The organism is Clostridium coskatii, from assembly GCF_001675205.1.
In the GTDB taxonomy this organism is placed as follows: Bacteria; Bacillota; Clostridia; order Clostridiales; family Clostridiaceae; genus Clostridium_B; species Clostridium_B ljungdahlii.
On record NZ_LROR01000054.1, the window covers coordinates 92,540 to 106,226 of the forward strand.

Annotated in this window: 14 protein-coding genes; 13 read left to right on the top strand and 1 reads right to left on the bottom strand. The window is 30.3% G+C overall.

Annotated elements, in window-relative coordinates; genetic code table 11:
* Positions 1 to 68: 68 nt before the first annotated feature.
* The 13 genes from CLCOS_RS12965 (at position 69) to CLCOS_RS13025 (ending at position 13,292) form a co-directional block, all read left to right on the top strand.
* Positions 69 to 341 (top strand): YlmC/YmxH family sporulation protein, encoded by a 273-nt coding sequence (locus tag CLCOS_RS12965; protein WP_013237988.1) that lies wholly within the window; start codon positions 69 to 71, stop codon positions 339 to 341.
* A gap of 106 nt (positions 342 to 447) precedes the next feature.
* On the top strand, positions 448 to 1,113 hold the full coding sequence (locus CLCOS_RS12970) for a ClpP family protease (protein ID WP_023163132.1): 666 nt from the start codon (positions 448 to 450) through the stop codon (positions 1,111 to 1,113).
* Between the two features lie 183 nt (positions 1,114 to 1,296).
* Complete coding sequence (locus tag CLCOS_RS12975; protein WP_063600204.1) at positions 1,297 to 3,555, top strand: FtsK/SpoIIIE family DNA translocase; 2,259 nt, start codon at positions 1,297 to 1,299, stop codon at positions 3,553 to 3,555.
* A gap of 59 nt (positions 3,556 to 3,614) precedes the next feature.
* A complete protein-coding gene (rimO, locus tag CLCOS_RS12980; protein WP_023163134.1) occupies positions 3,615 to 4,937 on the top strand; it encodes a 30S ribosomal protein S12 methylthiotransferase RimO in 1,323 nt (440 codons plus the stop codon).
* A 1-nt stretch (position 4,938) separates the two neighbouring features.
* On the top strand, positions 4,939 to 5,526 hold the full coding sequence (gene pgsA, locus CLCOS_RS12985; RefSeq protein WP_013237992.1) for a CDP-diacylglycerol--glycerol-3-phosphate 3-phosphatidyltransferase: 588 nt from the start codon (positions 4,939 to 4,941) through the stop codon (positions 5,524 to 5,526).
* 145 nt (positions 5,527 to 5,671) lie between these two features.
* Entirely contained in the window at positions 5,672 to 6,760 is a 1,089-nt protein-coding gene (gene recA, locus CLCOS_RS12990) for a recombinase RecA (protein ID WP_013237993.1), read from the top strand.
* Positions 6,761 to 6,995: 235 nt separating this feature from the next.
* The gene (gene rny / locus CLCOS_RS12995; RefSeq protein ID WP_013237994.1) at positions 6,996 to 8,540 is read left to right on the top strand and encodes a ribonuclease Y; all 1,545 of its coding nucleotides are present in this window, start codon (positions 6,996 to 6,998) and stop codon (positions 8,538 to 8,540) included.
* A gap of 150 nt (positions 8,541 to 8,690) precedes the next feature.
* On the top strand, positions 8,691 to 8,951 hold the full coding sequence (locus tag CLCOS_RS13000) for a stage V sporulation protein S (protein WP_023163135.1): 261 nt from the start codon (positions 8,691 to 8,693) through the stop codon (positions 8,949 to 8,951).
* Between the two features lie 157 nt (positions 8,952 to 9,108).
* Positions 9,109 to 9,969: a decaprenyl-phosphate phosphoribosyltransferase gene (locus tag CLCOS_RS13005; RefSeq protein ID WP_013237996.1), complete on the top strand. Its 861-nt coding sequence runs from the start codon at positions 9,109 to 9,111 to the stop codon at positions 9,967 to 9,969.
* An 18-nt stretch (positions 9,970 to 9,987) separates the two neighbouring features.
* Complete coding sequence (locus CLCOS_RS13010; protein ID WP_063600205.1) at positions 9,988 to 11,289, top strand: hypothetical protein; 1,302 nt, start codon at positions 9,988 to 9,990, stop codon at positions 11,287 to 11,289.
* On the top strand, positions 11,286 to 11,642 hold the full coding sequence (locus CLCOS_RS13015) for an SMR family transporter (protein WP_063600206.1): 357 nt from the start codon (positions 11,286 to 11,288) through the stop codon (positions 11,640 to 11,642). Before CLCOS_RS13010 ends, CLCOS_RS13015 begins: the two co-directional genes overlap by 4 nt.
* 71 nt (positions 11,643 to 11,713) lie before the next feature.
* Positions 11,714 to 12,907, top strand: a complete 1,194-nt coding sequence (locus CLCOS_RS13020; protein ID WP_063600207.1) for a pyridoxal phosphate-dependent aminotransferase — start codon at positions 11,714 to 11,716, stop codon at positions 12,905 to 12,907.
* 124 nt (positions 12,908 to 13,031) lie between these two features.
* The gene (locus CLCOS_RS13025) at positions 13,032 to 13,292 is read left to right on the top strand and encodes an HPr family phosphocarrier protein (RefSeq protein ID WP_013238000.1); all 261 of its coding nucleotides are present in this window, start codon (positions 13,032 to 13,034) and stop codon (positions 13,290 to 13,292) included.
* 42 nt (positions 13,293 to 13,334) lie between these two features.
* On the opposite strand, the gene CLCOS_RS13030 is transcribed toward CLCOS_RS13025, so the two are convergent.
* Entirely contained in the window at positions 13,335 to 13,550 is a 216-nt protein-coding gene (locus CLCOS_RS13030; RefSeq protein ID WP_023163138.1) for a DUF378 domain-containing protein, read from the bottom strand.
* Between the last annotated feature and the right edge of the window lie 137 nt (positions 13,551 to 13,687).

Consider the following 13,687-nt stretch of genomic DNA (forward strand, 5'->3'; position numbering starts at 1 on the left):
AATTAGTTGGTAATAAAGAGAAAATATCCCTCATAGTATTTAATATACAATTGATAGGGGGATATAATATGGATGAAAATATAAAGTTTTATAGTGAAATGGAAAGATATGAGATTATAAATGTAAATGACGGAAATAAATACAATTGTCTGGGGAATAATGATATAATAGTGGATTCTTCTGGAAACTTAAAAATACTTATTTTAAGTGAAAACAAATCAAAATTTTCAATTTTTGGTAAAAGTGAATTTATAGAAGTTCCTTGGGAATACGTAAAAAAAATAGGGGCTAAGACTATTATAATAGATGTAGAAGAAAAATCTTTAAAAAGAGTTCATTAAAATAAATATGATTTTAATATAAAAGATCAATTTATGAGCTTCATTCAGAAAGGTATATGAATCTCCTAAAATGCATAAGCTAAACTTGTTCAAGGAGGAGATTAAAATGCCAGAAGATGAAACTAAGAATAGAAAATTGGAAAATATTAAAGAACTAGGGTCTGTAAATGTAGCTGAAGGAAGAGATAATATTCAGATACTTCCAATAATAGGTCAAATAGAAGGTCATGTAAATCTTTCATCTGAAACTAAAACTACTAAATATGAACATGTGATACCAAATTTAATAGCAATTGAAAATGATAAAAGAGTAGAAGGATTGCTTGTAGTTTTAAATACTGTAGGAGGAGATGTAGAAGCAGGCCTTGCTATAGCAGAGATGATAAGAAGCTTAAGTAAACCTACGGTATCTCTTGTTATAGGAGGAGGACATTCTATAGGGGTGCCACTTGCTACAGCCTCTGATTATTCCTTTATATCTCCTAGTGCAACCATGATTATACATCCAATAAGGATGAGTGGTATGGTTATTGGAGTACCTCAGACTTTTGAATATTTTAATAAAATGCAGGAGAGAATAAATGAATTTATAGTTCGAACATCTAAAATAACAGGAGAAAAGTTAACTGAGTTGATGCTTCAGACAGATGAGCTTCTAAATGATATGGGTACTATATTGATTGGAAAACAGGCAGTGGAGCAAGGCTTAATTGATGAAGTGGGTGGAATAAGTCAGGCTATTAACAAACTAAATGAAATGATGGCAAAATAAATTTACTTTTATTAAATTAGCCATAGGATTTATCCTATGGTAATTTATGTTTTAATATAAATATGTAAAGTCTTATCTATTAAAAACATTAAAGGAAAAAGGAAAGCTATGTAGAATATTTAATTTAGAAATATCTATTTTTAAATTAAAGTGTGTCTGTAATTTACTGGAGGCGATATAGATATGGCTAAAAGCAGAAAAAAAGAAACTCATGTACTTGACAAAGAAATAAAGGGAATAGTGCTATTTACAGTAGGCGTGCTTATGATAATAAGTGTATTTTCACCGTCTTCCTCTGGTATCATTGGTAGATTTATAAAAAAAATTTTAATAGCAGTATTCGGAATAGGATCTTATATATTACCATTCCTTATAATATTTATAGGATGCTGCTGTATAGTGAAGAAAAATAAGATAAATTTCAACAAAAAATTTTATGGAATTTTACTATTTATTATAAATACACTGTTATTTATACAACTAATAGTTATGTCTGACTATTATGTAGAAGATAGCTTGATTTCAGGCATACAACGATTGTATGAATCAAATACTGTATTTCATGGAGGAATAATAAGTTTCCTAATAGATGTTCCACTTTTTAAATTGTTTGGAAAAACAGGCTGCTATGTTATATTTATATCAATTTACATAATATCTTTTATAATAATGAGTAAGGTTACTATATATGATATATTACATAATATAAAGAATTTTTTCTTTGAAAAAGGTACAAATAAGGATACTAAGATTGAAGACAAAATTTTAAATCAGGGTAAAATTGAAAATGAAGAAGCAAACAAAGATGACTTCATTAAAAATATAAACAATAGAATAAAGATATTAGATTTTATGAAGTCATCAGATATAAAAGATAATTATAGATCAGAAAAGCCTAAGGAAAACAGTGAAAATTTAACGTATCCTGCTGAACTTGAAAATGATACTTACAAAAAAAATTGTGAATTAATAAATGAAGAACTTGAAAAAAATATGACAGAGAGTGAAAAAAACTTAGTTTCAGTATATAATTTTCCGCCCGTGGATTTATTAAAGCAGAATATACAATCAAAGTTAAACAAGCATGATAAAAAAGAATTAATAAGTAGTGCCAATAAGCTGGAAGAAACTCTTGCAAATTTTGGGGTAGATGCAAAAGTGCTGCAAGTAAGCAAGGGACCATCTGTAACTAGATTTGAACTTCAGCCAAGTCCTGGAGTCAAGGTAAGTAAAATTGTAAATTTATCGGATGACATAGCCCTTGGACTTGCAGCTTCAGGAGTGAGAATAGAAGCTCCCATACCAGGAAAATCTGCCATAGGTATAGAAGTACCAAATAAAGATTTGACACCAGTTTATTTAAGGGAAGTTGTAGAATCGGAGGAATTTATAAATTCAAAGTGTAAATTGGCTTACTGTCTTGGAAAAGACATAGGAGGAAATTGTATAGTATCAGATCTTACTAAAATGCCACATATGCTTATTGCAGGTGCAACGGGGTCTGGTAAAAGTGTGTGTATAAATACTCTCATAATAAGCTTGATTTATAAGTATTCTCCTGATGATGTTAAACTTTTGATGGTAGATCCTAAAGTGGTAGAATTAAATGTATATAATGGCATCCCACATCTTCTTATACCCGTAGTTGTAGACCCTAAAAAGGCATCAGGTGCGTTAAATTGGGCTGTACAAGAAATGACAAGGAGATATAAGCTATTTGCAGAAAATAATGTAAGAAATATAGAGGGATATAATCAATTGTTTCAAGAAGGAAAAACAGATAGTAAGCTCCCTTTTGTAGTCATAATAATTGATGAACTTTCTGATTTGATGATGGTATGTCCAAATGAAATTGAAGATTATATAGGACGTCTCGCTCAAATGGCAAGGGCAGCTGGAATGCATTTGGTTATAGCTACTCAGAGACCTTCTGTAGATGTAATTACTGGAGTAATTAAAGCAAATATACCTTCAAGAATATCTTTTGCAGTATCCAGTCAAATTGATTCTAGAACTATACTGGATAGTGCTGGAGCTGAGAAATTACTTGGAAAAGGAGATATGTTATTTTATCCTGTAGGTGAAGCAAAACCTATAAGAATACAGGGAGCCTTTATATCCGAAGGTGAAGTTGAAAGGGTAGTAAATTATATAAAAGATGAACAAGGTGGACCTAATTATGAAGATAAAATAATTGAGCAAATAGATACAAATGTAGTGAAAACTAGTAGTGATAGTGATGAACTTTTAGATGAGGCAATTAGAGTTGTAGTAGATGCAGGACAAGCATCTACATCTTTACTTCAAAGAAGGCTTAGAATAGGATATAATAGAGCGGCTAGAATAATAGAAGAAATGGAAGACAGGGAAATAATATCAAAAAAGGATGGAACAAAGCCAAGACAAATTTTAATTGACAGAAATCATTATGAAAATACGTAAATTAATGCAATGGTAGTATTTTACGTAAGATTAAAAATAACTAAGTAGGAGGAAGTTTGGTGGATAAACTAAGAGTTGGACTAATAAGTTTAGGCTGTGACAAAAATAGATTGGATTCTGAAGTAATGTTAAGTAATTTAAATCAAGAATACAGTTTAGTTCATGATCCTAAATTAGCGGATGTAATAATTATAAATACATGTGGATTTATAGAATCAGCTAAACAGGAATCCATAGATACAATACTTGAAATGTCACAGTATAAAGAAAAATTTAATTGCAAATTAATTGTAGTAACAGGATGCCTGGCTCAGAGGTATGGTAAGGAACTTATGGAGTTATTGCCAGAAATAGATATAATGCTTGGAGTAAATGATTATGATAAGTTAAATGAAACTATAAGGAAATGTATTGAAACTGACAACAGTAGGATTTATAATTGTGATTACAGTGATTCTAATATAAATGAAGGAAAAAGAATACTTACTACTTCAACATATACTGCTTATTTGAGAATTGCAGAGGGATGTGACAATCACTGTACCTACTGTATAATTCCTAAAATTAGGGGAAAGTATAGAAGTAGAACCATTGAAAACATAATAAATGAATGTAATGATTTAGCTAATCAAGGTGTTAAGGAGATAATACTTATTGCACAGGATACTACAAGATATGGAATAGACATATATGGTAAAAAAATGCTTCCTGAACTCATTCAAAAAATATCTAAAATTAATGAAATAGAGTGGATAAGGCTTTTGTATTGCTATCCTGAAGAGTTAACAGATGAAATCATAAATGAAATTTCAATGAATGATAAAGTATGTAAGTATATAGATATACCTATTCAGCACATAAGTGATTCCATACTGAAGCTTATGGGAAGAAGAGGAAGAAAATTAGACATAATAGAAAATATAGATAAGCTTAGAGCTAGAGCAAAAGGTATTGCAATTAGGACTACAATAATAGTTGGCTTTCCTGGAGAGACAGAAGAAAATTTTGAAGAACTAAAGGACTTTGTAAGTACTATGAAATTTGATAACTTAGGTGTATTTAAGTATTCCAGAGAGGAAGGAACTGCAGCTGCAGAAATGAAAAATCAGGTTCCCGAGGAGATTAAGTCTGCAAGGGAAGGAGAACTTATGGTACTTCAAAAGCAGGTAATGACTTCCATAAATAAAAGTAAAATTGGCAGCACTTACAAAGTAATTGTGGAGGGAAAAAAGGGAGAACTGTGGTACGGAAGAAGTTATGAAATGGCTCCAGATATAGACGGAGTTATATATATAAAGTGTAAAAAAACTTTAAAAATAGGTACTATGGTTAACGTAAAAATTACTCATAGCCTTGAATATGATTTAGTAGGAGTTGTATGAAATGAATCTAGCAAACAAACTTACAATGCTTAGAATGATATTGATTCCGTTTTTTTTAATATTTATAACGGTAAAGGGGATGCCCTATGGTAAGCTTATTGCAATAGCTATTTTTATATTAGCATCTATTACAGATAAATTAGATGGGTATATAGCTAGAAGCAGAAATCAAATAACAAATTTTGGAAAATTTATGGATCCCCTAGCAGATAAACTTTTGGTTACTACTGCACTTATATGTCTTGTAGAGTACCATATAATACCATCTTGGGTTGCAGTGATAATAGTAGCTAGAGAATTTGCAGTTACAGGGCTTAGGACAATTGCAGCAGCAGAAGGAATGGTAATAGCTGCAAGTCCTTGGGGAAAAGCTAAAACTGCAACACAAATAATTGCTATAATTCTTGCTCTTTTAAATTTAACTTATAATCATGTATCCTTAAGTTTACTTAGGGGATTTTTGAACCGTCCTCACAAAGTTTTAAATTTAGTTACAGATGTTGCTATGGGTATAGCTATAATAATGACTTTAATTTCAGGTATAGATTATTTTCTGAAAAATAAAGAAGTTATAAGGACAGACAGATAATTATAAGTATAGTTGATTAAAATGTTTTTAAGTGTTCATAATTAAAGCTAAATACAGAATTATGAAAAAAACTGTTGACTGTATAGTGTAGATAGTATATAATTTATACAGAACATGCGTTCGTATTAGAGAGGAAGTGAACTTCTTGGCAAATTTAAGTAATGAGAAATTACAGGCTATAGAATCAGCTATGGGACAGATAGAAAAACAATTTGGAAAAGGTGCCATAATGAAACTAGGAGAACACAGTGTATTAAATGTGGATGCCATTTCAACAGGCTGCCTTGACTTAGATATAGCATTAGGTATAGGTGGTGTTCCAAGAGGAAGGGTAATAGAAATATTTGGTCCTGAATCTTCAGGTAAGACTACGGTGGCACTTCATATAATTGCGGAAGCTCAGAAAAATGGAGGGGCTGCAGCTTTTATAGATGCAGAGCATGCACTAGATCCTTCTTATGCTCAAAATTTAGGAGTAGATATAAATAATCTTATTGTATCCCAACCAGATACTGGAGAACAGGCTATGGAGATAACAGAAGCACTTGTAAGATCTAATGCCATAGATGTTTTGGTAGTGGATTCAGTAGCAGCACTTGTGCCGAAAGCTGAAATAGAGGGAGAAATGGGAGACTCACATGTAGGACTTCAAGCTAGGCTTATGTCTCAAGCCCTTAGAAAACTTACATCTTCTATAAATAAATCAAAGTGTGTAACAGTATTTATAAATCAATTAAGAGAAAAAGTAGGAGTTATGTTCGGCAATCCTGAGGTTACGCCTGGTGGAAGAGCTTTAAAGTTTTATTCTTCAGTTAGAATGGATGTAAGAAGAATAGATTCTATAAAGCAAGGAGATACCATAGTAGGTAATAGAACAAGAGTAAAAGTTATTAAAAACAAAGTAGCTCCACCTTTTAAACAGGCAGAGTTTGACATAATGTACAATCAAGGTATTTCAAGAGAAGGAAATGTGTTGGATGTAGGTGTTAGAGAAGAACTGGTACAGAAAAGTGGTGCGTGGTTTTCTTATAAAGAAACACGGCTTGGACAAGGCAGGGAAAATGCAAAACAATTTTTGAAAGAAAATAATGATATATTAGTTGAGATAGAAAGCAAGATAAGGGAAAAATATAAATTACCTTCTTTAAAAAAGAATTCTCTTGAAGATAAAGATAAAAATAATGTTGATAGTAAAATTGATAAAAAAGATAATTTAAAACATTCTGATAAATAGTTTATAAAGGGGAGTAAATTACTCCCTTTTATAATGAAAAATAAGTACCAAATTTTGTTTGAGAGAATAAAATGCATATAACTTGACAATAATTAAAATATAATATAAAATTAAGACAAATTCTGGTTTATCATGTATTTAGGAATTACCAATTGAATAAATATGGCACCTTTTCTATGCTTGCATATTTAACTGAATTATAGATTTACATAATAAGAGCAAAGGAGGTGTTCATGTGAATTCCATAATAATATATGAGGTTATTGCTGGTATACTAGTAGCAGCTGCCTTGATAGTTCAATTCAATATGATCAAAAAGAAGGCAGTTGTTATAAAATCACAGGCTTTAGAAGAGTCTAATAGATTAAAGGAAGAGGCAAAAAAACAAGCTGAAACCCAAAAAAAAGAGGCTATACTAGAAGCTAAAGAGGAAATTCATAAATTAAGAAATGATTTTGATAAAGAGTCTAGAGATAGAAGAAATGAAAATCAAAGACTTGAAAGAAGGTTAATCCAGAGAGAAGAGTTATTAGATAAGAAAAGTGATGCTCTTGAAAAGAGAGATAGTGGCCTAGATAAAAAGCAGCAGGACATAGATAAATTACAGATAAGTGTAGAGGAATTATATAAGAAACAAAGAGAAAAATTAGAAAAGTTATCAGGACTAAGTTCTGAAGAGGCTAAGAATATTTTACTAGAACAAGTTAATAAGGAAATAAAACATGAATCTGCGATGATGATTAAAGAAATTGAAACAAAGGCTAAAGAAGAAGCTGATAAAAAAGCAAGAGAAATTATAACTTGTGCTATCCAGAGGTGTGCTGCTGATCATGTAGCAGAAACTACAGTACATGTTGTACCTTTACCTAATGACGAAATGAAAGGCAGAATAATAGGTAGAGAGGGTAGAAATATAAGGACTCTTGAAACATTAACTGGTGTGGATCTAATAATAGATGATACACCTGAAGCTGTAATATTGTCGGGCTTTGATCCTATAAGGAGAGAGGTTGCAAGAATAGCACTGGAGAAACTTATAATTGATGGAAGAATACACCCAGCAAGAATCGAAGAAATGGTTCAAAAAGCTGAAAAAGAAGTTGAAAATAATGTTAAAGAAGAAGGAGAACAGGCCACTTTTGAAACTGGCGTGCACGGCCTTCATATGGAATTAGTAAAATTGTTAGGAAGATTGAAGTATAGAACCAGCTATGGTCAAAATGTTTTAAAACATTCTGTGGAAGTTGCCTATTTAGCTGGACTTATGGCATCAGAAATTGGCATAGATCCAACTATAGCTAAAAGAGCAGGATTGCTTCATGATATAGGTAAAGCAGTGGATCATGAAGTTGAAGGTCCTCATGCCGTTATAGGTTCAGAGGTTGCTAAAAAATACAGAGAATCACCAATAATTGTAAATGCTATTGCAGCTCATCATGGAGATGTAGAATTTCAATCCTTAGAAGCTGTACTCGTTCAAGCAGCGGATGCTATTTCTGCTGCAAGGCCTGGTGCTAGAAGAGAAACACTGGAAGCTTATATTAAGCGTCTAGAAAAACTTGAAGAAATAGCAAATACATGTGAAGGTGTAGAAAAGTCATATGCCATTCAAGCGGGAAGAGAACTTAGAATAATGGTTAAACCAGAAAATATTGATGATGCAGGTGCTATTGAAATGGCAAGGAACATAGTAAAGAGAATTGAAGAAGAGCTAGAGTATCCTGGTCAGATTAAAGTAAATGTCATTAGAGAGACTCGTGCAATTGAATATGCAAAATAATAAATAGTATTGTTATAACATAGAAAAATATTCCTTTTAGGTTTTGTAACCTAAAAGGAATTTTTGATTTTTTGTAGAATACTATATATATGTAGTAGTAATAATTAAAGTTAATGTAAAGAGTTATTATAATATATAGGAGGTTTAATTATGGAAGTATTAAAAGTTTCAACAAAATCAAGTCCAAATTCGGTGGCAGGAGCATTAGCAGGAGTTTTAAGGGAAAGAGGAGCAGCAGAGATACAAGCTATAGGAGCAGGAGCGTTAAATCAAGCTGTTAAAGCTGTAGCTATTGCTAGAGGGTTTGTAGCACCTAGTGGAATCGATTTAATATGTATTCCGGCATTTACGGACATTGAAATAGATGGAGAAGAAAGAACTGCAATTAAATTAATAATACAGCCAAGATAACAATAAAAATTAATTTTTATTAAAGGACTTGTGATTTATCTCAAGCCCTTTATTATATTACGATTAAAATGACATATTGACTATAATATAGACTATGTTAAAATGTAAAAAGACGCATAATTCAACTTTAACATATATACAGCTAGGGAGGAAAGTTATGGGAGCAATAATTGAACTAATGAGGCCTAAGCAGTGGAGTAAAAATTTTTTTGTTTTCGCTGCAATTATTTTTTCAGGAAATTTTTTACACACCAGTGTATTAGAGAATAATATATTAACTTTTATTTTATTTTGTATGACATCTTCTACTATTTATGTATTAAATGATATTGTAGATGTTGAAAAGGACAAGTGTCATCCTGATAAGAAGAATAGACCTATTGCAAGTGGCCGTGTATCTAAAAATAAAGCGATCATCTTAGATATACTATTATTTATTTTGGTATTATGTCTTGCATATATATTTCTAGATATAAAAATTTTGCTTATTTTTTCGGTGTATATTATAGTAAATATATTCTATTCTTTTAAACTTAAAAATTTAGTTATAATAGATGTTATGACTATTGCTTTTGGATTTGTATTAAGGGTTGAAAGTGGAAGTATAGCTACAGGGGTTCAGGTTTCACCCTGGTTGTTTTTATGTACGATACTTCTAGCACTGTTTTTAGGTTTAAACAAAAGAAAAAGTGAGATTGTAACTTTAAAGGACAAGAGAAGTTCTTCTAGAAAGATATTAGAAAAATATTCAATTGAGAATATTGATAAAATGTTAACTATAGTAAACCCATCTGTACTTATGGCTTATTGCCTGTATACTTTTAGTTCCACACAAAGTAGAACTATGATGTTTACCATACCCTTTGTGTTGTATGGCATACTTAGATACGAATATCTAATGGATAAGGAGAACATAGGTGGAAAACCAGAGGATGTATTTCAAAAAGACATACCTTTTCTTGTGGATATATTAATATGGATTATAGTTGTTATAGTTATAATATACTTTAAATTATAGAAGGGAAACCAGTTTTAAATGAAATATAATGTTTTTGAATACAATTACTACCAATTAGGAAATGATACCTACAATAATAGCAAAGGGTATTATTATATTATGATGACTTTAGGCATGTTTTTATCCATACTGTGGGTAATTTTTGTGAATGCCAAGCCATTTTCAGATTTTGATTATTATTATAATTTGGCAAAGGAAATATCAAGAGGCCTTCCTTGGGGAGATACATATACTTCTGTGGGCTATTCCATAGTTTTAGGAGGAATATTTAAGTTATTTGGAGCTAGTGTATTAACGGCTAAAATATTTAATTTGTGTATTACTTTTATAAATTACTTGTGTTTTAAGTTTATCTTATCTAAGGTGAACTTAAAGGAAATAGATAGGAAAATAATATTTGGATTATTTGTATTGTTCCCTAATAACATACTTTTTAACAGTATTTTAGGTACAGAACTTATTTTTACAAGTATAATGCTTGCAGTCACTTGTCTTTATTTTAGTGATTTGAAATTCAAGTATTTTTTTATAGGAATACTTACAGGACTTAATACAATAGTGAAGCCTTTTTTTATAGTATTTTTCTTTGCTATCTTTTTAGTAGATGTAATAAAGCATAAAAAGTTGATTTGGGCTTTGAGAAATTCTCTTATTGTTCTTATAATGAGTGTGATTGTTATTTCTCCCTGGATATATAGAAACACAAAATTAATGGGACAACGTACGTTTGTATCTAATAATGGTGGAATAGTGCTTTATATAAATAATAACTCACAAAATCATTTGGGAAGATGGATGCCTGCAGCAGATGTGGAAGATTCTATTGTAAATAAACCCGAATATAAAAAGGCAAATAGAACAGAACAAAATAAGATGTTAAGTGCTGCTGCAAAGAAATGGATAAAAAGCCATCCTGTTGATTTTATAAAATTGGGATTTAAAAGATTGCTTAATACATATTTTTGGAGTGATGATGTAACGTATAGTACTTATGGCAGTGGAGTTAATAAGAGCTATGTTCACACTCTGTTTGTAATTGACAATATTATAAGGGTAATTGTGTTTTTATCCACTATTATATATGTTTTGTTATATTCATTAAGAACACTTTATAGTATCTTTAAAGGTAGAAGTGATGAATTAGATAAGTTTAAGCTTTATTTAATAATGTTATTTTTTATGTTTACTTCTGTTTACTTTGTAACAGAAGGACAAGGGAGGTATTCCTTTCCAGAAATATTTATAGCTGTTTATTGCTGTTATTTTTCTTTAAAATATTTATTGCATTTATTATTGAAAGTTAAGGGGATAAGGGCATGATTGTATTGATATTAATATCGGTTTTTTTGGGAGCCATTGGACAGGTACTTGTAAAGTATGGAGCAGTAAATCTTAATTTAAACTTTACTATAAAATATTTAATTCCAAGTATTTTGAGCATATTAAAGAATTCACCTGTTATGTTAGGAATTATATCCTATGGATTAAGTTTTTTACTATGGATAAAGGTCCTAAGTAAGGTAGAATTAAGTTATGCTTATCCTATGGTTAGTTTAGGATATATAATAACTATGGTGTTTTCTTATTTTATATTTAAGGAAAACATATCTTTTATAAGAATATTAGGAGTAGCTTTTATAATGCTTGGGGTAATACTTGTTTCAAGAAGTTAGAATAAAAAACTCTGACTTATCTTATTATAAATAAAGAATGTTGTAAATTAAATTGTAATGGAGGAATGAAAATGATATTGTCAAAAAAAGCTGAAAAAATTCAACCGTCTATAACTTTAGCTATAACAGCTGAAGCCAAGAGAATGAAATCAGAGGGAATTGATGTAATAGGTTTTGGAGCAGGAGAACCTGATTTTAATACACCAGAAAATATTCAGGAAGCTGCAATAGAGTCTATGAAAAAGGGGTGCACAAAATATACTCCAGCATCTGGTATTTCAGAGCTGAAAGAGGCTATTGTTAAAAAATTTAAAAAAGATAATGGACTAAGCTATAATACAAATCAGATTATAATATCTACAGGGGCAAAACAGTGCCTTTCAAATACGTTTTTAGCTGCATTGAACCCTGGAGATGAAGTTATAATACCTACACCATATTGGGTAAGCTATCCTGAACTAGTTAAACTTGCAGATGGTGTGCCTGTATTTGCAGATACAAAAGAAGAAGACGGATTTAAATATACTTTAGAAACTTTAGAAAAAGCATATACTAAAAATACTAAAATGATTTTATTAAATAGTCCTAATAATCCAACAGGAACTATTTATTCAAAAGAAGAACTTGAAGTAATAGCTAATTTTGCAAAGGAAAAGGATTTGCTCATTTTATCTGATGAAATATATGAAAAATTAATATATGGTACTAATGGACACATAAGTATAGCAAGTTTGTCAGAAGATGCTTACAACAGAACAATAGTTATAAATGGAGTTTCAAAAACCTATGCCATGACAGGATGGAGAATAGGCTATGCTGCAGCAAATAAAGATATAATTAAGGTAATGTCTAATGTACAGAGCCATACTACTGGAAACCCTAATTCTATAGCACAATATGCAGCTGTGGCTGCTTTAAATGGAAAAGATACTCAGATTAAAAGTATGGTAAGTGAGTTTAAAAATAGAAGAGATTGTATGGTAAGTAAAATAGATAAAATGAAAAATGTTTGTTGTTTGAATCCAGGAGGTGCTTTTTATGTAATGTTAAATATATCAAATCTTTTTGGTAAAACTATAGATGGTGTAGTAATAAATAATTCTTTAGAATTTTCACAGAAATTATTGGAGAAAGAAAAAGTAGCAGTAATTCCAGGTCTGGGTTTTGGATTAGATGGATACATAAGATTATCCTATGCTACATCCATGGAAAATATACAAAATGGAATGGATAGGATAGATAAGTTTATATCTCAATTAAAATAGCCGATGGCAGTTTTTGTCATAGAACAAAAAAATTGTATTGAAACGTAAACAAAAAATGGTATAATAAGTAGAGAAAGATTTGTCACATTGTGGTATATAATATTAAAGCATAGAGGTGAATTAAATGATTTCTAAAGAAGTTATAGTTAAAAGTTCTACAGGATTACATGCAAGACCTGCAACTCTATTAGTAAAAAAAGCTTCTTCATTTAAATCAGATTTATCCATAGAATTTGATGGAAAAAAAGCTAACATAAAGAGTTTAATTGGAGTTCTTTCATTAGGAGTAACTAAAGATTCTAAAGTTAAAATTACTGCATCAGGTAATGATGAATCACTAGCAGTAGAAGAGATTATTAAATTAATAAACTCACTAGAAGAGTAAGATAATAAATATAAGACCTATGTAAAAGTATAGGTCTTATATTTATTTATAGCTTTTTTTGGCTTTAAAAAATAGTATAATCATATCTATTCCTGCAGTTCCTATAAGTATATATAGTATTCTTCCAATTAAGTTAACAGGGTCACCAAATAAAATCTCCACTATGTTAAAATCTAATAAACCTATTAGTCCCCAATTTATGGCCCCGATAACTACTAAAATTAAAGAAACTTTATCTATGATACTAAGTTTATACATATTTTGCTTACTGGGTCGGAAGATTTATCCAAACCCAATAAAGTTCACCTCTTTCTTTTTTATTAGTTCTTAATTAAAGTATATTAGCTATATAATAAAATAGAACAGTTTGTACACCTTATTTATTGGATAAAATT